20 protein-coding genes and 1 tRNA gene are annotated in these 20,564 nt (G+C 45.1%); 11 read left to right on the top strand and 10 right to left on the bottom strand.

Annotation, left to right across the window (positions count from 1 at the left end):
* Positions 1–10: 10 nt before the first annotated feature.
* From WCW_RS01575 to murA, 7 genes are all read right to left on the bottom strand, one after another.
* Positions 11–1,705: a BatD family protein gene (locus WCW_RS01575; protein WP_013181430.1), complete on the bottom strand. Its 1,695-nt coding sequence runs from the start codon at positions 1,703–1,705 to the stop codon at positions 11–13.
* Positions 1,699–3,402 (bottom strand): hypothetical protein, encoded by a 1,704-nt coding sequence (locus tag WCW_RS01570; protein ID WP_013181429.1) that lies wholly within the window; start codon positions 3,400–3,402, stop codon positions 1,699–1,701. The genes WCW_RS01575 and WCW_RS01570 overlap by 7 nt, the downstream gene beginning before the upstream one ends.
* Positions 3,399–4,526 (bottom strand): vWA domain-containing protein, encoded by a 1,128-nt coding sequence (locus WCW_RS01565; RefSeq protein WP_013181428.1) that lies wholly within the window; start codon positions 4,524–4,526, stop codon positions 3,399–3,401. The genes WCW_RS01570 and WCW_RS01565 overlap by 4 nt, the downstream gene beginning before the upstream one ends.
* Positions 4,523–5,647: a vWA domain-containing protein gene (locus WCW_RS01560; protein ID WP_013181427.1), complete on the bottom strand. Its 1,125-nt coding sequence runs from the start codon at positions 5,645–5,647 to the stop codon at positions 4,523–4,525. The genes WCW_RS01565 and WCW_RS01560 overlap by 4 nt, the downstream gene beginning before the upstream one ends.
* A 36-nt stretch (positions 5,648–5,683) precedes the next feature.
* Positions 5,684–6,676 (bottom strand): esterase/lipase family protein, encoded by a 993-nt coding sequence (locus WCW_RS01555; protein ID WP_169302727.1) that lies wholly within the window; start codon positions 6,674–6,676, stop codon positions 5,684–5,686.
* A gap of 2 nt (positions 6,677–6,678) precedes the next feature.
* Positions 6,679–7,662 (bottom strand): EF-P beta-lysylation protein EpmB, encoded by a 984-nt coding sequence (epmB, locus tag WCW_RS01550; RefSeq protein ID WP_013181425.1) that lies wholly within the window; start codon positions 7,660–7,662, stop codon positions 6,679–6,681.
* A gap of 76 nt (positions 7,663–7,738) precedes the next feature.
* A complete protein-coding gene (gene murA, locus WCW_RS01545) occupies positions 7,739–9,145 on the bottom strand; it encodes a UDP-N-acetylglucosamine 1-carboxyvinyltransferase (RefSeq protein WP_013181424.1) in 1,407 nt (468 codons plus the stop codon).
* Between the two features lie 134 nt (positions 9,146–9,279).
* Here murA and ispF point away from each other — a divergent pair, with 134 nt between their 5' ends.
* Positions 9,280–9,762, top strand: coding sequence for a 2-C-methyl-D-erythritol 2,4-cyclodiphosphate synthase (ispF, locus tag WCW_RS01540; RefSeq protein WP_013181423.1), 483 nt, complete (start codon positions 9,280–9,282; stop codon positions 9,760–9,762).
* On the opposite strand, the gene WCW_RS01535 is transcribed toward ispF, so the two are convergent.
* Together WCW_RS01535 and WCW_RS01530 are read right to left on the bottom strand one after the other, a co-directional pair.
* Positions 9,759–10,463, bottom strand: coding sequence for a TerC family protein (locus WCW_RS01535; RefSeq protein ID WP_013181422.1), 705 nt, complete (start codon positions 10,461–10,463; stop codon positions 9,759–9,761). The two genes, ispF and WCW_RS01535, sit on opposite strands and share 4 nt — an antisense overlap.
* A gap of 5 nt (positions 10,464–10,468) precedes the next feature.
* Positions 10,469–11,590, bottom strand: coding sequence for a diflavin oxidoreductase (locus WCW_RS01530; protein WP_013181421.1), 1,122 nt, complete (start codon positions 11,588–11,590; stop codon positions 10,469–10,471).
* A 123-nt stretch (positions 11,591–11,713) separates the two neighbouring features.
* On the opposite strand from WCW_RS01530, the gene WCW_RS01525 reads away from it, so the two are divergent.
* The 7 genes from WCW_RS01525 (at position 11,714) to cmk (ending at position 17,966) form a co-directional block, all read left to right on the top strand.
* A tRNA-Leu gene (locus WCW_RS01525) sits at positions 11,714–11,797 on the top strand.
* A complete protein-coding gene (locus WCW_RS09885) occupies positions 11,771–12,457 on the top strand; it encodes a thiamine diphosphokinase (protein ID WP_079891147.1) in 687 nt (228 codons plus the stop codon). The genes WCW_RS01525 and WCW_RS09885 overlap by 27 nt, the downstream gene beginning before the upstream one ends.
* Before the next feature lie 6 nt (positions 12,458–12,463).
* A complete protein-coding gene (gene lepA / locus WCW_RS01515) occupies positions 12,464–14,275 on the top strand; it encodes a translation elongation factor 4 (protein WP_013181419.1) in 1,812 nt (603 codons plus the stop codon).
* Between the two features lie 116 nt (positions 14,276–14,391).
* Positions 14,392–15,696, top strand: coding sequence for an adenylosuccinate synthase (locus tag WCW_RS01510; RefSeq protein WP_013181418.1), 1,305 nt, complete (start codon positions 14,392–14,394; stop codon positions 15,694–15,696).
* A complete protein-coding gene (uppS, locus tag WCW_RS01505) occupies positions 15,697–16,473 on the top strand; it encodes a polyprenyl diphosphate synthase (protein WP_013181417.1) in 777 nt (258 codons plus the stop codon).
* Positions 16,474–17,316 (top strand): phosphatidate cytidylyltransferase, encoded by an 843-nt coding sequence (locus tag WCW_RS09645; protein WP_013181416.1) that lies wholly within the window; start codon positions 16,474–16,476, stop codon positions 17,314–17,316.
* The gene (gene cmk, locus WCW_RS01495) at positions 17,313–17,966 is read left to right on the top strand and encodes a (d)CMP kinase (protein ID WP_013181415.1); all 654 of its coding nucleotides are present in this window, start codon (positions 17,313–17,315) and stop codon (positions 17,964–17,966) included. The genes WCW_RS09645 and cmk overlap by 4 nt, the downstream gene beginning before the upstream one ends.
* Positions 17,967–18,217: 251 nt before the next feature.
* Here the strand turns inward: cmk and WCW_RS01490 are convergent, their stop codons facing one another.
* The gene (locus WCW_RS01490; RefSeq protein WP_013181413.1) at positions 18,218–18,748 is read right to left on the bottom strand and encodes a hypothetical protein; all 531 of its coding nucleotides are present in this window, start codon (positions 18,746–18,748) and stop codon (positions 18,218–18,220) included.
* A gap of 83 nt (positions 18,749–18,831) precedes the next feature.
* Here WCW_RS01490 and WCW_RS01485 point away from each other — a divergent pair, with 83 nt between their 5' ends.
* The 3 genes from WCW_RS01485 (at position 18,832) to rpsG (ending at position 20,564) form a co-directional block, all read left to right on the top strand.
* Positions 18,832–19,446 carry a lysophospholipid acyltransferase family protein gene (locus WCW_RS01485; RefSeq protein ID WP_013181412.1) on the top strand — a complete coding sequence of 205 codons (615 nt, stop codon included), beginning with the start codon at positions 18,832–18,834 and terminating at the stop codon, positions 19,444–19,446.
* A gap of 114 nt (positions 19,447–19,560) precedes the next feature.
* Positions 19,561–19,932: a 30S ribosomal protein S12 gene (gene rpsL / locus WCW_RS01480; protein ID WP_013181411.1), complete on the top strand. Its 372-nt coding sequence runs from the start codon at positions 19,561–19,563 to the stop codon at positions 19,930–19,932.
* A 158-nt stretch (positions 19,933–20,090) separates the two neighbouring features.
* Positions 20,091–20,564, top strand: a complete 474-nt coding sequence (rpsG, locus tag WCW_RS01475; RefSeq protein WP_013181410.1) for a 30S ribosomal protein S7 — start codon at positions 20,091–20,093, stop codon at positions 20,562–20,564.

Here is a 20,564-nt window from a genome sequence, read left to right as displayed (position 1 = left end):
GGCACTTTACCTAAATTTCTTTAAACAGTTTCTTTGCGCGGTTAATTTCTTCAAAACCAAGCTCCTCTTCCCTTCCAGAAAAACGTTTGGTTTCAATTTCAGTTAGAAATGCTTTAACATCTCCTGAAACTCCCTCATCAGGAAGCAGATCTGTTGTCATCGAAAGGTTTTTAACAAGCCCTCGCTCATATAGCCGCAAAATAAATGCACGGTGAAGCTTTCGGTAAAATTGCGGATCTGCCGCCCCCCCATCCAAAGCATCATAAAAAAGATCCCTGCTAGTCTCGATCTTTTCTTCCTGCTGCTTTTTGAGAAGATGCTCTCGCAAATGCTTTTGAAATAATAAGCCTGCAATAAAAAACGGAATGAAGTAGATCACCCAGGGAGAGCCGAAAGGAAGGTTTTTAAGATCCGCTTCTTCCACCCCTTTGGCGCCTTCAATTTCGATCGCCGGAAGTTCAGATTTTTCCTCGATGACAGGCGGTTTTCCCAGGTCCTGTTTCTGATCGGATGCCTCTTCATCGATCTTTTCCCCCTCTTTCAACGGTGCAATCTCAAGAGGGATAGGATCGCTTTTAACGGTTTGGTAGCTTTTCTTTTCTGGATTGAAGTAGGAGAACTCAAGCGCCGGTATCTCTTTCGCTTGATCGGTCAGGGGACGCATCTCGACAATAAACACCTTTGCATCCCCCTGCAAGCTCTCCTCAGGCGGCAAATCGCTCAAACGAAAAAATCCGCTCATCCCAGGTTGGCAACAAATGTCAAGGATAGGAAGGGAAGCAAGCTCTCCTGTACCTTTGAACTCAAGCTTCAATTTCATCTTATCCCCTACTGTCAATTTATCCTCTGTAAGTAAAATCGTATCAAAGGAGAGCTTTGTCCCAATTGCCCCATTAAACGACGGCGGCTGGTTTTGTTTAGGAAACGGAAGGACTGTAATTGAGATAGGCTCGCTTTCCGCAACTGAGTCGTTGATAGCAAGATCTTTCTGCCCAAACCGCCCTTTGCGCCAAGCTCGGCCTTGAATTTTTGCAGGCTCGAAATGATACTCTCCGGGTTCAATCGCCTCCACCTCTTGCAACACATCTAAGTGAACCAACTTGCCGCTCATCTTTGTTTCCTGAGTCTTTCCTCCGACCTTGCGAAATCCCTTGGCTTCCAACAAAGGAACAATTTCCTTTTTCAAATCCTGGCTGTAATTGAAAATATATCTGTATCCAACTTTAATGCGCTGCCCCGGATATAAGGGAGTATCACCCACGATGAGCGGTTCGATCCTCAACACGATAGAAGAGGAAGAAGAAGATCCGGGAGTAACCGGAGTCGCTTTTACCTCTTCTACACGGTAGGTCGTTGCAAACGATCTGTAGTCCTTTCCTCCAACAGTCACTTTAACCTGCGGCAATTCGTGCAGCCCAGCTTCATCAGGCATCAGAGTAAATGTGTAGATCGATATTGTCAGAGGCGAATTGGGAGCGACTTGCACCTCTTTCAAATGCTCCACTTCAAGAGGTGCATCGCCCAGCATAAAACTATTTTCATCGACTTGCTCTTTGAGATCGTGGGTAATCGTAACTGTCCCTTTTAAGGGCATCCCCACCTTTCCCTTCTCCTCGACTTCAGAAGTTACAATCACATCCTGCGCAGCCAAAGCCGTTGTCACGATCATCATCAGCAATCCGATCACTTGCGAAGCTTTTACCATGGACGTATTCCTTTTTGTATTTGCCTGGAACCAGGATCAGCCTTGCGATCATCGCGATGCATCTTTTGCAGCTGGCGCATCACTTCTTCAATCGGCTGTTTCTCCTCCTTTTCTTCCTGAGGTGGAGGGGGCTTTTGCTGCGGCTTCTCTTCTTCTTTTTTTTCTTCCTCGGGATGGCGCAATGCGCGAAGCGCTTGCTTCCAATAGTCTACCGCCTCTTCCTGCTTGCGCATCCCTTGAGGACTCTCATGATTCTGCTTGAACAAGGCTTCGGCTGCAAGCGCCGCCTCCTCGCCTTTGGCAAACAAGGGGATGACACGATTCCAAGGGGTGCACTGACAACGTTTCGGCCATTCCTGGATCTCCTTCTCCAAAACAGCCTTGAGGAAGGGAGCTGCAGTCTGCAAAGTCAAGCTTTGAGCTCCCTTCAAGAGTGCTTCAAGCTTCTCTTCACGATTTTCAACACGTTCCAACGCATAGTTAAACTCCAAGGCATGTTCCTGATCCTGTAAAGAGGCTTCCAATATTTCTTCCGGAGACGGATTTTCTCCACGCAGCAACCTTCGCATCCATTGCCTAGCTTCTTGCAAATACAGCCGAGACAACGCTTCCTGTCCCCTTTTCGCAGATTCCAAAGCCATTTCAAGCTGTACATTCGAAAGCCCAAGAAATTCCATTTTTGCATTGCTGCCTTCTGCTATCTCATTGACCTGCTTCTGACGAACAGTAAGTTGATAAAGTGTGGCAGGTTGTACGGGAAGCTGATCCAAAGCATATTGATAGTCGATCAGGACCTTTCTTAGCAATTCAGTAAAAGGATCATCCCCTAAAAGCTGCTGCATCAATTCAGTCAGCTTAGCCTCCGCATCTAAAAACGCAAGCCTGCTTTTGCCATACTTTGCTTCCTCCATCAAACGCGTTCCTTGATCAAACGCGCTGCGAGCGCTTGCAAGCTCTTCAATTTTCTCTTCCTGAGCCTGCCAAAAGAGACCCCAAGCTTGCATGTCTCTTGTAAACAGCTTTTGATAAGCGTCTCTTAATGGATTCTCAGCAGGAACAGATTCCAAAAAATCCAAGTGGGCTTCTGCTAAATTGGTTCCGGTAATCAAATAAGGAATCCCTTCTTTTGAGGGCGATTCAACCACTTTAGCATTGCCATAATCGTCTAAAACAACGGCTAGCCAATACTTAATGGCTTCTCTAAGCTCCTTTAAATCGCTTTTCCACCCGCATCTCTTTCCCCCTTTAACCTCTTGCAGCCGACACTCTGCCTTTTCCGCCCTATCAACATGTTCCATCGCTGTTCTCAACTCTCGAAGCGCTTGAGAATATATTTCCAGATCAGCCTTTCCCCCGCTTAAACCAGCTCGAGCCATGCGAAAGTTTAAGATGGCAAGATTGGTCTGCAAAGCGCGTGCAAGATAGGGAGTGCTCTTAATGGAAAACGGCACTTCGGAAAATTGACGGGAAGCTTTTTCCGCCTCTCCCTTCCACATCAAGATAGTGCCTAGGTTGTAGCGCAGCCGTGCTTGCTGCCAAGAGGCCAGGTTCTCATTCAACAGCGAAGCATACAGCTCAAAAGCACGCGTATACTCTTTTGCATGAAAATAAGCGTCCGCTTGCCTAATTAGCTGCATCTCTTCATCAGCTCCAAGAAACATGGTCAACAGGATGAAAAACCCTAGGCACCATCTCATCGCTGCCGCACTCTGGTTTCGGGGAAAAAGAGTACCCACAGCAGCATAAAGAGCGCAATGCCAAGGGGAAATTGAAAATATAAATCATACACCAAGTCGCTTTTTCCCTTGGTAAGCCCTGAAGAACGCGCAACAGTGAACTCTTCGAGAGGAGGTTTCTCCTCCCCTATCTTCTTCATCAAATCTCCCGCTAGATCCATAACTGTCCATTGATTGGCAAAATAATAGGCTCCCCGCCCTTTGTCGCTAAGTTTTTTCAGCAGCTCTTCATCGAGGCTTGAAACAACAGGTTTCCCGTTATCTTCAACTCCCGGAATCTTTTCCCCTTTCTTCGTTCCCATCCCAATCGTAAAAATTCTAAGCTGATATTTTTCAGCATCTGGAATCAAAGACAAAAGCATCTCAATCTGAGAGTTTCGCGACTCGCCCTTCATCTCCTCCAGTTCAGTATCCCCTCCGTCAGTAATCAGAACAAGTGTTTTCATTTTGGGACTCTGTTCGGAAAAATACGCATCCCGCATATCGGACAACGCTTCGACAAGGTTCGTTCCCGCAAGATCCCCTTCATTAATTTCCATATCCCGCAAAACCAAACGAACAAACAAATAATCCATCGTCGGAGGCGATAAACGGGTTGTATCCGATGTAAATGCGTACAGTGCAACGCTTTCTCCCCGCAGTCTACTGACAATCTCATCTACGGTCTCTTTAGCGTATTCCAGTCGACTGACCCCTGTACGAGTATCTCTGACCCCCATCGAGGCTGAAGCATCAACTAAAAAAATGATATCATGCGCTTTCCTTTGTGCAGTCGCCTCTCCTTCCTCTTCTTTCTTTTCTCCTCCCTGCACTCCACTTTCCAAAGGATACCGTCCATTTCCCTGAGGCTGCATGAACGCAAAGCTTGCAAAAATCCAAAGAAGAAAACTCGCTGCAACTCTTCCCCAAGAGGTGTATTGAGACCGCGGCACCCTGACCTCTTCAATGACAGTGTGATGGAAAAAAGTCGAAAGGAGATCTGCACGATAGCGGATCAACCCCCAAAGCAAAAAAGTGATCAAAAAAGCCAAAGGAAAAAGATAAAGTCCTTCAGGAAAAGCAAAATGAAGGTCGGAAGGGATCATGGAACCCTCCGAAATACGCGCGTTTCAAGAACAATCGAAAGGAGAAAACAGAGCATTCCTGCAGCAACCAAATACGGGTAGAAAGAAACCCTGCGATACAGCTGCGGCTGCATCGATTTAGGAGGTGAAATGTATTGAGTTTCCAAAGGAAGCGGACTTTTTTCCAACTGATCGATTTCAGAATAGATGCTTGACAGATTGAGCGAGTTGTCGACCATATAGAATCTCCCCCCTGTCAGCTCTGTGATTTTCTTCATCAGCAAACGGTGTGCAGAAAACTCTTCTGAAGCGATCCTAGGCTCTACATTGATGATGTACACCTTAACTCCTAGTTTTTTGGCGTAAACAGCTGCATCCAATAACTCGACATTTCTAAATTCTTTTCCCTGATCCAAAGGATTGGGCGCCTGCAATCCGTCAGTCACTAAAATCATGATCGAGTTTTTTATCGTATATGCCGGTTTTCCCGCTCCCTCTAATTCTTCCGCATAATGCCGTGTCGCAGCAATAAGATTGGCAGTTTTGTAGATAGCATATCCGATCGCAGTGCCGTCTTGCTCAAGATCCGTTGTGTACTGCAGCTTGCTCAGCTGGTCGATGATCGCTTGATGGTCAAGCGTCAAGGGAGCTAGCACCTGCGCCCCGCGAGCAAAAGTCACCAATCCCATCATATCCTGAGGGCGCCCGGTTAAACCTTCCTGTTTATTTCCAAGGACAAAGCCTTTAGTGACCTCTTTCAGCAGGTCCATCTTAGTGATTGTTTTTCGGAAAACTTTAACTTCCTCCGACATTGACCCTGACTGATCCAACACTAAATAGATCGCGATCCCTTCGCTGGGAATACTGACTTGCTGGAGAGGCGTCTCTTTCTTCACCTCCGGCGCTTTTTCTACAAAGTAATGAGGGTCAAGAAAGGCCGTTGAGAAGAAAAAACCAGCTGCAATCAACAGATAACGGGGCAGTTTTGCATACTTTTGTTTGAGGCTTAACGGCCCTTCAATCAGAGGCTGTAATTGGGAAAATTTCAGGTGAGGAACCTGAAACGAACTGCCCCATTTCCAAAAGACAGCTCCCAAAAGAAAAAGAAAAGAAAGAATTGCAACAGCCGGTAGATCAATCATACCGGCAATTTATCAAAAAGAGAGCTGTCAGGCAAGCTATTCGCTCGAAAGCCTGTGAATGTTCGCGCGGACGACGCGGTCGGAAAATAGGAACGATCCATGTCCTAAATCGCTGTAAACCAGAGTATCTTTATCTCTGCAATCATTGAACGACGAACGATGAGGCAGAATCACGATGTCAGCTTTGCTTCCCTGATGAAAATGAGGAATTGTACTTTCTTTCAACCGATTGCTAAGGTCGGAAATGTAATCGGAGCCAAAACACATCTGCTTTGCACATTTACCCACTCCAATCCGCCCCACACGCGTTCCCATCAAAGGAGAGCCAAGCGTGATTAAGTCTTTCACCTCAACTCCATCCTCTTCTGCGTGATGCAATGCGTAGTGCGCCGAAACAACCCCTCCCATCGAGTGGCCGATCAACCGAATATCGCTGCGTCCTGTTTTTTCCCGGATCTCTTCAACTTTTTTCCGCACTGCATGCGAATACGCTTCAATCGAATGGAAAGGGTGGCCAAGATCTACTGTGAATACATTGGTAAAACCCGCTTTTTTATAGTGATGCCGATGATAAACCCACCCTGAACTATTATGAAGGTACCCATGCACTAATAAAATCGGCGTCTGACCGGGATCGCCTGTTTGAGGATCAAACCAGCTTTGCTTCATTGGAAACATGAAAGCCAATGCCAAAAGGGCAAAGAGATCGACCACGGTCGCTTGGATCACATTGATGCCATGCTGGACCTTTTGAGGAAGAAATGGCTTAACCAAATTGACAGCTTGTGCAGTCAATAAGATTGCCAAAGCTGTCGATGAAACAATCAAGACTGCAAGCGGCAATGTGCCGGTAAAGACTGTTGCGATGATGACCGAAGCCGTTGCAAGGACTGCAAGGGCTGTCAACACATGAAAAGCAATTTTGCACACCTTCTCGATCCCAATAGCAGGCTCGTGGACAGAAAAATCACCCCTTTCCTTAGGATCAGGGTCTTCAAGAGGGAGGAAATGTCCAGTCGGCTGCGTCATCATCAATTCAAAGGGGTTTTACTAGGTTCTCCAGCAATTTCTTGCACATATTTAGGAACAGCATATCCCGGCAAGCGGCGCGTTAATTGATCGATCAACTGCAATCCCTCTTCTTTACTGACTTCAAAATGGGAGGCGCCTTGAACACGGTCCAGCTGATGAAGATAGTAAGGAAAAATTCCATGATCAGATAATGTTTCACAAAGCTCAGCTAAAGTATCCGCATCATCATTGACTCCCCTTAAGAGAACCGCCTGATTCAAAATATTGACTCCTAATTTCCGCAAAGTGTTCAGACGATCGAAAATATCTTTGTCCAATTCCCTGGGATGGTTGCAATGGATCACAAACCAGACTTGATGCGGCAATCGATCGACCGCCTCAAGGAACTCATCATCGATTCTTTCCGGGATGCCAATAGGAAACCTGCTGTGAAAGCGGAGGCGGTTAATGTGGGGAATCGCCGAAATTTTTTCAAGCAAAGCACCCAAATGGCGATTAGATAGGGAAAGAGGATCTCCTCCACTTAGAATCACCTCTTTGATCGTCTCATCTTTCGAAATCACTTCCAACTCTTCATCAAAAGTTTTATCTTCCACTTCGTAATCAAAATTTTGACGAAAACAATATCTGCAATGCATCGCGCAAGCGCTTGTGGAAACCAGTAGAACCCTGCCATTGTATTTATGTAAAAGTTTGGAAGCTTTCCTGCAAGCATGGTCGCCAACAGGATCGCTGACGAAACCCGCCGTTTCTACCATTTCCGCAACCATCGGAAGGAATTGCCTCAAAATGGGATCATTCAAATTCCCCTTTTCAATCTTTTTTGCCAGCCTAATCGGAAGATTGAGAACAAATCGGGGATTTTTCATGATCTCTTGGCGATGAAACTCGTCTAATTCCAGAAAATCAGCAAGTTTCTCCCAGTTGGTAAAGTTCTGACGTTGGATTTGTCGCCACTGATTCGAAATTGAAGTTTGATACATAGCCGCCTACAGATTGAGTAATCGAAGCTGGCATTATAACACATTGAGGGTGAAACAGTAAAGATTTATTTTCAGATTAACGGAATGATGAGAAGATCAATTCCTGTTCTTCGGCTGCTTTGGAATTTTTCTCTTTGAGCGATTTTCTGGAAATATCCGCTCCTAAAGAAAGCAATTTTTGATCGAGGTTTTCATAGCCTCTATCCAAAAAAGAGAGCCCTTTGATCACACTTTTTTCTTTTGGAATCAAAGCCGCCATCACATAAGAAAAACCGGCTCGCAGATCCGGAATATTGATCTCCCTGCCTGTCAAAGGAGAGACCCCCTTAACAATCAAACTATGAGAAAAAGCTTGAGAAGAAAAGCGGCATTCTTTCCCTCCAAGGCACTGCCTAAAGAGAGTAATTTCAGCCCCCATTTCCTTTAAAGTGTCCGTATATCCAAAACGATTTTCATAAACCGTTTCGTGAACAACCGAAGTTCCTGTCGCTTGAGTAAGAAGGACGACAAAAGGTTGCTGCCAATCGGTCATAAATCCCGGGTGCACATCTGTTTCAAGATGGATTCCTCCCTGAAGAGGTCCGTCGTAAAAGAACTCTATTCCTTCATGCCTGACGTGATAGCCGCCTCCAATCTCCCTGATTTTATTGAGAAAAGTTAAAAGATGTTGATGCTGGGCCCCTTCGACAAAAACTCTTCCTTTTGAAGCAATAGCCGCCATCCCCCATGAAGCCGCTTCAATGCGGTCGGGAATTACCGTATGTTCAACCTCATAGAAACGACGCGTTCCTTGTATCCTAATCGTGCGGTCGACATCAAGTGTGATGTTTGCTCCCAATTTCTGCAAAAACAGAATCAAATCGACCACTTCAGGTTCGGTTGCCGCATTGCGAATTTCCGTCGTCCCTCTGGCTGCAACTCCGGCTAGAATAGTATTCTCCGTTGCTCCGACAGAAGGGAATGGCAGCTCGATTACTGTTCCTTTAAGCCCTTCATGTGCGTGGGCAAAATACGCTCCTTCACGCTTCATCCGTCGAAATTCTATCGTTGCACCCAATTGCCTAAGCGCGCTGATATGAAAATCCACCGGCCGTGGACCAAGCACACAACCACCGACAGTCGGAACGATAATTTCTTCATCGGTCCTTCCGAGAAGCGCCCCGATCATCAGAATCGGTATGCGATTGGAGCCGGAAAAACGCTGGGGGATATAAGAGGTGCGTAAAGTTCTTGTCAGAACCTCCATCACACCGGCTTCTTTGTCCCATTTAACATCCATTCCAATCTCGCGGCATAGTTCAACGGTAATTTGGACGTCACCAATATTTGGAACGTTGAAAAACGTGCATTTTTTATCAGAGAGAAGAGAAGCCACCAGAAGTTTTGTCATTGCATTCTTCGCACCGGAAGCCTTTATTTTCCCCATAAGAGGCTTCCCGCCAACAACTTCCATCACCTCTGTCGCCTTGAAGTCCGATAACATCCTTTCATCCCTTCTTATAAGGGATTGATTCATAACATCTGCAGATTAAATATTCAACAATTACCTCTTCAGATTAATGACGGGATATGCCAACATTTGCTTTTGCTTGTATCAACTCATCTATGGAGAAATCAATGACTGTCAAATCGGGGCTAGGCCAAGACAGCCACCGCTTCTTATCAACCGACTCTTCCAAACCTTGCGTTATTGGAGGCTTAATCTTTGACGATGCCCCAGGATTCAATGCAAACTCAGACGGCGATGTCGTTTTACACTCCCTCTGCAACGCTATTTCATCCCTGACCGGAGAAAAAATTCTTGGCGGTATTGCGGAAGATCTTTGCTTGAAAGACGGGATCACCGACAGCGAAGTCTATCTAAAAGAAGCTTTGAAAACGTTGGGGCAGCAAAAAATTACCCATGTTGCCATTTCCATTGAGGCAAAAAAGCCCCGATTTGAAGAAAAAATCCTCGAAATGAGAGAAAACATCGCCAGAATCATGGGACTTAGCATTTCTCAGGTAGGGATCACTGCAATTTCCGGCGAGGGGCTGACTGACTTCGGCTGCGGAGACGGCGTTCAAGCGCTATCTATCATCACAACAACTGAAAGTTAATCCTTGCTGCGCATACGCAAATTCAACATCTCTACTAACATAGAATAGGCCATAGCGAAATAAATATAGCCTTTAGGAATGTGGAAACTCAGGCCTTCGCCAACCAAAACAACGCCTATCAAAATCAGGAAACTTAATGCCAGCATTTTGATCGTCGGATGCCTCTCCACAAAACAGCTGATACTATGGACGAAAAACATCATAAAAATAACTGCCGCAATCACAGCGATGACCATGATCGCTAACTCATTAGCCATCCCGACAGCTGTAATAACAGAATCAAATGAAAAAACAATATCCAAAATGGCAATCTGAATCAGCACGCCAAAATATTGACCATACTTAGGAGCTATCGCCGGCTGTTCATGATCTTCCAGTTTCCGGTGAATCTCCAACGTACTCTTGGCAATCAGGAATAATCCTCCAAGAATCAAAATGAGATCGCGTACAGAAAATGAAAAATCCAAAATGGAAACGAAAGGAGAAGTTAGACGCATGATAAAACTTAGGGAAAAGAGCAGCAATATGCGAGTAAGCATAGCCAAACTTAACCCAAGCATCCGAGCACTTTTTCTCTGCTCTTCAGGGAGCCTGCCGACTAAGATAGCGATGAAAATAATATTATCAATACCGAGGACAACTTCTAAGAGCGTTAAAATGCTCAAAGAGATCCAGCCGTTCGGATCTGCAATCCAATCCATACCGGTCAATAAACATCCCGCAAATATCTTTTATCTGCCCGCATCTGCTTAACGTAGGCTCTTGCCTCTTCAGCAGTCAAATTTCCATGATCTTCCAATACCTGATGGAGAGCAAGATCGACATCTTTTGCCATCTTGGATGCATTTCCACAGACATAAAAGTAAGCGCCTTCCCTTAACCAGTCGACTAATTCCCTGCCGTTTTGACGCATGAGATGCTGGACATAAATTTTCTCCTCTTGATCTCTAGAAAAAGCCAGATCAAGCTTCAACATCCCTTTCGACGACAAATTTTCCCAATAATCACTATAGTAATAGTGAGACTTTTTGGTCCAGTCGCCAAAAAACAGCCAATGTTTGTGGTGCGATGCACGCCTTTCCCTCTGTTGCATGAACCCGCGGAATGGAGCAATACCCGTTCCCGGCCCTACCATAATGATCGGAGTTTCAGGGTTTTCCGGTAGAGTAAATCCACGATGCGGATGGAGATAAACAGGCAGCTCCGGTCGCTCAACAGGAGCTTGATGGCATAAATAATCGGTGCAAACACCGTGCCTTTTGATCCCGTCGATCACACATTTCCCAAGAGCAACAGTCAAATGGACCTCTTCTCCGACAACATCCATGGACGATGCGATCGAATAAAATCTAGGCATCATCGGACGTAAAAGATCTGCCACATCCTGTGCCGTTAAAGACCCTATGCCGCACCGCTCAAGAAATAAAACAAGATCGAGCTCTTTGACTTGCTGTTTATCCTGAGCAATCGCCAGCAAATCCTCATCTGTAGAAGATTCCGCGGCTTTTTTGACCAAAGCAAGAGGACAGTCGTTGATGTTGAGCCGCTTACTAAATAATTCAATCGCATCGACATCTTCATTCGCACGTGTATCAATTAACCGATCGGTCTCGCGCAAACCAAGTACAGACAAAACCTTCTGAACCCTTTCCGGATGATTCGACGGCAAAATTGCCAGACAGTCTCCTACCTCGTAAGAAATTCCCGATCCTTTGATATCGATCACGATGTGATAGATCTCTTTTCCAGAATCGATTGAACAAAGAGGAACTCTTTCGATAATTTTAGCTAAATAAGGATTTAGGCGACTGTAGTTTTGATTCATCATTAACTTAAAGTAGTTTTCGATACAAAATTATACAGACCTTCTTAATTTATCTCAACATTTATAAAAAATTTATTTTAAGATTTCTTTTATTAATAAAAGCTTGTATAGTAAACCCTTCATCATGCGGCCATGGCGGAATTGGTAGACGCGCTAGATTCAGGTTCTAGTCGAGGCAACTCGGTGGATGTTCGAGTCATCTTGGCCGCAATTTATTTAGGAAAAATTCAAGAACCGATGACTCCGAGATTTACTGCTCCCGTAGCCTTAGTTGCCAATGGACCAATCGGCAGCGGAGAGGTTCTAAAGAATCAATTAGCTAGATTCAAAACGATCATTGCAGTTGACGGCGGCCTGCACACTTGCCACAAATTAGGCGTGCGCCCCAACTTTATCATCGGCGACATGGATTCCGCAGGCTCTGAGCTGCTGGCTTCCTATCCTGAAATTCCAAAAAAAACATTTTCCCCTGAAAAAGACCAAACAGATCTTGAACTTGCAATTCTGGAAATCAAAAAGCAGAAAATTAACCGTGCCACTCTTTTCTGCGCGTTGAAGATGCGCACCGACCATTCCCTTTACAATCTCCATCTGCTTAGCCGCTACAAAGAAATATTGACCATAGAAACCGATTATGAAACACTTTTTTTTGTTGAGGGAAACTGCTCTATTCCTTGTACACCAGGTCAAACAGTTTCTCTACTCCCACTAGGGATACCGGCAAAAGGGGTCGTTTCCAAAGGTTTAAAGTGGGAATTGGAAAACGCAACGCTTAACGGAACATTTGCAAGCATTTCAAACATTTGTTTAGGAGACGCCTTTAGTCTTTCAATCAAAGAAGGGGAGCTTCTTTGTTTTCTCATCAAATAGATAAATATGTATACGTACGACATTAAAAAAATCCGCAATTTTTCCATCATCGCTCATATCGATCATGGAAAATCTACATTGGCCGACCGGCTGATGGAATTGACTCAAACGGTCTCAAAAAGAGAGATGCAGGAACAGCTCCTCGACGATATGGAACTTGAACGGGAACGAGGGATCACCATCAAATCCCATCCCGTGACCATGTTCTATCAGGCAAAAAACGGCGAGTTTTATCAACTCAACCTGATCGATACCCCAGGGCACGTCGATTTTACCTATGAGGTGTCGCGCTCGCTAGCTGCATGCGAAGGGGCTCTTTTAGTTGTCGACGCTGCCCAAGGAGTTCAAGCGCAGACCCTTGCCAACGTTCATCTGGCAATCGACCGCGACTGCGAAATTCTTCCCATACTCAACAAGATCGACCTACCCGCAGCTGATACTGAGGAAGCAAAAAGACAAATTGAAGAAGTGATCGGCCTCGATGCCAGCCATGCAATCGGTTGTTCGGCTAAAACTGGAGTTGGAATTGAAGAGATTTTAGAAAGAATCGTTCAGGATATCCCGTCTCCTAAAACAATGGAAGACGATCTTTTGCGCGCGCTTGTTTTCGACTCTTTTTACGACACCTACCGCGGCGTCATGGTCTATATCCGCGTTGTGAGCGGCGAGATCAAAAAAGGCTCTCAAATCAAAATGATGGAGACCAACCGCTCTTATGAAGTGCTTGAAGTGGGGGTCTTTTCTCCTAAGGAAAAACCCACTTCATCCTTGCGCGCCGGAGAAGTCGGCTACCTGATCGGCAACATCAAGAATACATCCGACGTCAAAATCGGAGACACCGTCACCTTGCAGAAATTCCCAGCTAAGGAACCTCTACCCGGATTCAAACATATCAAACCGGTGGTTTTTGCAGGAATCTACCCCATCGACTCTTCCGATTTTCAAAACCTTAGAGACGCTCTTGTTAAACTTCAACTCAACGATGCTTCACTGCATATCGAGCAGGAAAGCAGCTTGGCTCTTGGATTTGGATTCCGCTGCGGATTTCTCGGATTGCTTCATTTGGAAATTGTTTTTGAACGGTTGCAAAGGGAATTCGACCTCGACATCATCTCGACTGCCCCCAGCGTGATTTACCGCTGCATCATGAACGACGGCACCGTCAAAGAGATCGACAATCCTGCTCACTACCCCGATCCCACCCATATCGACACTATTGAAGAGCCTTGGATCAAATGCATGATCATGGCACCCTCTGAATATTTGGGAGCAATCATGAGCTTGGGACTTGAAAAACGGGGAAACTGCGTCAAAACCGAAAACATGAACGATAAGCACCTGCTCCTGACATACCGTTTTCCTCTAAACGAAATCATCACCGACTTTAGCGATAAGCTGAAATCAGTGACCAAAGGGTATGGATCTTTTGACTATGAGCCCGATTCCTATGAAAAAGGAGAGATCATCAAACTCGAGATCCGCGTCAATGACGAACCGGTTGACGCCTTTTCCTGCCTCGTCCACCGCAGCAAAGCTGAATCTAAAGGAAGAGCGATCTGCGAAAAACTAAAAGATGTCATCCCAATGCAGCTGTTTAAAATCCCGATTCAAGCCGCAATCGGAGGAAAGATCGTTGCCAGGGAAACGATTCGCGCCCTATCAAAAAACGTGACAGCTAAATGTTACGGCGGAGACATCTCCCGTAAGCGAAAACTTTGGGAAAAGCAAAAGAAGGGTAAAAAGAAGATGAAAGAGATCGGAAAGGTCAATATCCCTCAAAGCGCATTTATGGCTGTCTTAAAAGCTGAGTCCGACTAGTACTCTGTAAAGAAAATTTTACTCGTGCAATTTAATGGATGGCAGTTATAATTTCATCTAAGTTTCCACCGAAAGTGGAATGAAAACTTTATTTTAAGAGGAACTAGTAGCCAATCATGCCTGGTGTCATTGTCGTCGGCGCCCAATGGGGCGATGAAGGAAAAGGAAAAATCATCGATATCCTTACCTCCAAAGCTAAGCACATCGTGCGTGCACAAGGAGGCAACAACGCAGGCCATACAATCATTATCGGCGAAGACGAGTACAAACTCCATCTCACGCCATCTGGTATTCTCCATCCGCATACGCAATGCTACATCGGAGCGGGGACGGTCATTGACCCTGAAGTGCTGGTTTTTGAGATGAATACTTTGCAATCAAGAGGAATCGATCTCACCGGGCGGCTTTGGATCTCTCCTGCAGCCCACATTATCTTTCCTTATCACCGCAAACTCGATTTATTGCTGGAACAGAAAAAAGGGTCGCAAGCGGTAGGAACAACCGGCAGGGGTATCGGCCCTTGCTATGCGGACAAAGCCCATCGCTTAGGGATTCGCATGGCAGAATTGATGGATCCCAATCTCTTCCCCTCTCTTCTAAAAAATGCCCTTGAATTAAAAAACGAAGAGATCACAAAACTTTACAACTCAGATCCTCTCTCCTTTGAGGAGATTTTCTCAGAATATACCCGATACGGCCAATACCTGGCTCCCCATATTTCCCATGTCGAAGACAAAATTCAGGCTGCGCTTCAGCAACAGGAGAACGTCCTCTTTGAGGGAGCTCAAGGAACCTTTCTTGATACGACAATGGGCACCTACCCCTATGTAACCTCTTCAAGCACCATTTCAGGAGGAATCTGCACCGGATCAGGAATTGGTCCCAGCCAGATCGACCACACTGTTGGAGTAATCAAAGCGTACACGACAAGAGTTGGACACGGCCCTCTCCCTTCCGAAGTGAAGGAAAACGATCAATTTCTCGACCACTTCACAGCACGGGAATTCGGAACGACGACAAGAAGAAAAAGGCGGATTGGTTGGTTCGATGCCGTGTTAGCTCAAAAGGCAGCTAAGATCAACGGATTGAACTCCATTGCGATTACAAAGCTCGATATTTTCGACAAAGTGGATAAAATTAAAATTTGCGTTGCCTATGAACTTGACGGCGAACGTGTCGAGAGCGTCCCTTATTTAGCTGAGCAATTTGCTCAATTAAAACCCGTTTACGAAGAACTTCCTGGATGGAAACAAAAAACCACAGAGATAACAAGCTACGACGCCCTTCCTTCTGAAGCAAAACAGTACATTCAACGTTTAGGAGAGCTTACCGGCGTAGAGATCAGCATGGTTTCTGTCGGACCAGAGAGGGAGCAAACCATTACATTGATGGATCTATTCAAATCCAAGGAGTCTGTTTAAATGACCGCCGCAAACGCTGTCAAAAGCTGGAAAGAAAGCCCGGTCATTTCCGATAAAGAGCTTGAGGAGCTTCACGCTTCCCCGATTCCCAAGCATGTCGCCTTGATTCCGGACGGCAATCGAAGATGGGCAAAAAAACACTGCATCCTTCCCGAACAAGGACATAAGCTAGGCGCCGACTCTCTGCTCAATATCATCAAAGCCGGCCACCAGATCGGGATTGAAACATTGACATTTTTCATTTTTTCCACTGAGAATTGGCTGAGACCGAAAAAAGAAATCAACGCGCAAATGAAACTGCTTGAAAAATCGCTGACTCTGCAGAAACCGCGCATGTTGGAAAACGGAGTCCGCTTCCGTCCAATTGGAGACCTATCAAAATTCCCTCCCTATTTAATCGAGCTGATCAATCGTACCGAACAGGAAACTGCCCACCTCGACAATATCAATGTTGTGTTTGCCATGAACTATGGAGGAAGGGACGATATTAAACGTGCATTTATCAAAATGCTTAACGCTTACGAGCATCGCATATTCACTAAAGAAGAGATCTCTGAAAACCTGATTAGTGAATATCTTGACACTTGTGAATGGAGCGATCCAGATCTTCTCATCCGCACAAGTGGTGAATCGCGCATCAGCAACTTCCTTCTTTGGCAATTATCCTATGCAGAAATCTACCTAACCAAGAAACATTGGCCTGAATTTTCCCCACGGGATTTTTTGGAAGCTGTGATCGAGTTCCAACACCGCGAACGGCGCCTGGGAGGTTCTTAGATGTTAGCCTCCTTTCCACCAATTTTTCAAAGAGTGATTGCCAGCACCATTGCCACTGCTTTTTTACTTTTTGCGCTCTATTTTTCTTTTACCCCCTACCTATCGCTGCTCGTTCCAATTTTAGCAATCGTTTGTTTTGGAGCAGCACTTAAAGAGTATTACAGCATTGCAAGACGGAAAGGATTCAAACCGCGGGAAAAAACCGCTTATTCCTTAGGACTCGCCTACATTCTTGCCATCTATTTGGGATCACTCTCCGGTCATCAAGATTCTTTTCCCCTTTATGCTTTGGCAATCGGTCTGTTCGTTCTCTTTTCGGCTTTTTTCTTCGATGGGAAAAACCCATTGGTCAATATCGCAATTACTCTATTCGGCATCGTTTACCTAATTATCCCATTGAGCTGCACACTGCAAATCAACTATTTTTTCCCCCCTGAGTCAGCCGAAGACGGTAGATGGTGGGTGCTTTACCTCCTTTGCACAACATACTTGACCGACGCGTGCGGACTTTTCGCCGGACAGACTTTTGGAAAGCACAAAATGGCTCCTGTGATCAGCCCCAAAAAAACCTGGGAAGGTGCTGCCGGCGGACTGCTTGCATCGATCATCGCCAGCCTGATTTTCTCCCTTTATGCCCCCATTAGCTTAAGTGTTGTCCAAAGCATCATCCTTGGTGCGTGTATCGGCACAATCGCGCAGGTGGGCGATTTGGCGGAATCTCTGCTTAAACGTGATGTTGGCGTTAAAGACAGCTCCAAAATCCCCGGACTTGGCGGCATGCTGGATGTTGTGGATTCCCTCGTTTTCACAGCACCGCTGCTTTACTTGTATTTAAAAGCATGATCATCACAATAGACGGTCCCGTAGGGACAGGGAAAAGCACTCTTGCGAAAATGGTAGCCGAAACCATCGGTTTTCAATTCATTGATACAGGCGCCATGTACCGCTGCCTAACCTACGCATTGCTTAAGCACAAAGTGACCGATCTCAAAAAATTTGTTCCGGCATTTACCTTTGAAATTAAAGAGGTCGACGGTCAGAAACGTTACTATTACGAAAATGAGGATATCACTATAAAAATCCGTCAGGAAGAAGTAACTTCGCAAGTTTCTCAAATTTCTGCCTCCCCCTTCGTGAGAAACAAGCTTGTCGAGTTGCAGCGCAGCATTGGAGAAGGAGTGGACGCCGTGTTTGAAGGAAGAGACATGGGAACCGTTGTTTTTCCCAACGCTGAACTGAAAATTTACCTGACGGCTAGTCCAGAAATCCGTGCAAAGAGAAGATTCAGGGAAGTTGAAGAAAAATTTCCCGATCAGAAAACTTCTTATGCAGATATTTTAAAACAGGTCAAAGAACGTGATGAACGGGACACTCTCCGCGCGCACTCCCCGCTTAAGCCTGCTACAGATGCGTATATCATCGATTCATCCAAACTTTCGCCAGATGAAGTTCTCAATGCCATTTTGCTTCTTTACAAAAAGCATTGTGAATAAACCCCCTGATTGCGACCTAATCCCCGGACAAACGCTGTAGACGGACGGCAGATTTTTTAGTTTGTGATGAAGGGAATGTTCCTACATTCCCGAGGAGCAAAATGAAAAAGATGACGTTCAGCTATCAGATGTTTGTCCGGGGATTAGGTCGCAATCAGGGGTAAAAATGGAAAGGAAGGAATTGACCGGGCGACGATCAGCGCTTCTAAAATCAATTCCTCTTTCCAAATGAGATGAGTGATACCGAATGATTAAAAGCTCTTTCTGAGATCTATGTCTTCTTCATCTTCCGAAAACTCACTCTTGCTAGATTCATCATACCACGCATCAGGAAAAAAATTTCTTTCAAAGTCACCTCTTGCTTCCGCATAATTTTTATCAATCATGACAGCAAATGGAGAGATCACTGCATCTGCAATCACCTCTACAGGCATGAGAAAAATGAGTTTGAAAATGCTCAACGGAAGATCCACTCCCAGTTGTTTCACCCCTGTTGATACAGAAAATTTCTTCGAAAAGGGTGATCCGAAAACATTGCCAACACCTTTGATAAGGCACTCTCCAACAGCTGTGATTCGAGCAGCTATCGAAAGCAAAGCACAATGCGCGCCTTTAGGGAACCCGGATAAATAAGTCCATTTGGTTCCTACTACATTCTTATATCCATCGTAAGAGTTATCCTGCTCTTTTGGATATCCATCAGAAATCGAATAAAAAAGATTGGCTTTTTTCTCATGAAGCCAATCCGAGGCACCATGTGTATAAGAAAAATCTATATTCATGAAAATACTCCTGGTTGAAATTTTATGAATTGAAATGTTAATATAACCAAATTAAGATCCTATTAAGTTGAATTTAAACGAAAATGAGCCTTCTTTATAAAACCACACACACTTTCCTACGCATTTTTTTCCGTATTTTTTACCGCCACCGCATCCTGAACGCCGACAAATTTGTCCAAGGACCGGCAATTATCGCTCCTAACCACATCTCGTTTTTAGACCCTCCTCTTGTCGGCGCTTCCTGTCCCGAGCCCGTGGCCTTTCTGGCAAGAGAGACTCTTTTCAGCAAACCTTTTCTAGGCACTCTAATCCGCAAGTTAAACGCCTACCCTGTTTCGGGAAAAATTAAAGATCTTTCTTCAATGAAAGTTGTGCTCAACATCCTTAAGGACAACAAAAAAGTGATGATTTTTCCCGAAGGAATCCGCTCCCATGACGGAGAACTCGCCGAGATTAAGCCGGGCATCTGCATGCTCGCCATGCGCGCCCAAGTTCCGATTATTCCCGTTTATATCCAAGGAACATTTGAAATTTGGAACCGTCAAAGAAAGTTTCCCAAACTATGGGGAAAAACGTGTTGCATTTTTGGAGAACCTATCTATCCCGATACATTCAAGGAAATGGATAAAAAATCTGCACAAGAAGCCATGGCTCTTGAGATCAAAAAAAGAATACTACTTCTTAAAAAAAGTCTCTGAAGAAGCTATACATTAATCCTCTTAATTCCTTATAATACCCCTATTCTCTTGTGTAACTTTTTTGTGTTACGCAGAAAATTAACTTGTAATTGAATGATTAAGGAGAAGGCATACATGCCAACGATTAACCAACTAGTTCGCAATCCTCGAAAAGCGAAAAGGAAAAAAAGGAAATCTCCTGCCCTCCGCAAATGCCCGCAAAGACGCGGTGTTTGTTTACAGGTGAAGACTAAAACACCGAAGAAACCCAACTCTGCGTTGAGAAAGGTTGCTTGGGTACGTCTGTCAACAGGACAGGAAGTGATTGCCTATATCGGCGGTGAAGGGCACAACCTTCAGGAACACAGCATCGTTCTTGTACGAGGCGGCCGAGTCAAAGACTTACCGGGTGTGCGCTACCATATCGTGCGCGGAACGCTTGATTGCGCAGCCGTACAAGACCGCAAACAAGGAAGATCTAAGTACGGGGCCAAACGCCCTAAGTAACACTAGGATACTCTATTGATGGGTATCCTGGTTCGTGATGTGCGCTTGCAAACGAAAGCGTGGATCACGCACAGGATTCGACAAATCCATCGAATTCCAGGTGAATTTACAAGATCTTTCCTTATAAATGAAAAAATTTAAAAAAATAAGGAAGATACATGTCAAGAAGAAGACGTGCAGAAAAACGGGTCGTAGTGCCTGATCCAGTCTACAAAAGCGTCGTGCTGACCAAATTTATCAACAAATTGATGTTCGACGGCAAGAAATCTCTCGCTAGCAAAATTGTCTACGATGCAATGGAGGAATTTGCAAAGAAAGTCAACGCAGAGGATCCTTTAGAAGCTTTCGAGCAAGCGTTGGAAAATGCCAAACCTTCTCTCGAAGTTAAATCGCGTCGAATCGGAGGCGCTACTTATCAAGTGCCTATTGAGATCGCTCCGGATCGCCGTACAGCATTGGCTATGCGTTGGATCATTAAGCATTCTCGCTCCAAATCCGGAAAACCGATGAAAACTGCTCTTGCGATGGAGTTGTCTGATTGCTACAACAATCAGGGAACGACGATTAAGAAAAAAGATGACACCCATCGCATGGCCGAAGCAAATAAAGCCTTTGCACACTACAAATGGTAA

The sequence above is a fragment of the Waddlia chondrophila WSU 86-1044 genome (assembly GCF_000092785.1).
Classification (GTDB): Bacteria; Chlamydiota; Chlamydiia; order Chlamydiales; family Waddliaceae; genus Waddlia; species Waddlia chondrophila.
The sequence above is the reverse complement of the archived record's forward strand: the minus strand, read 5'-3'. Positions and strand labels throughout refer to the sequence as shown.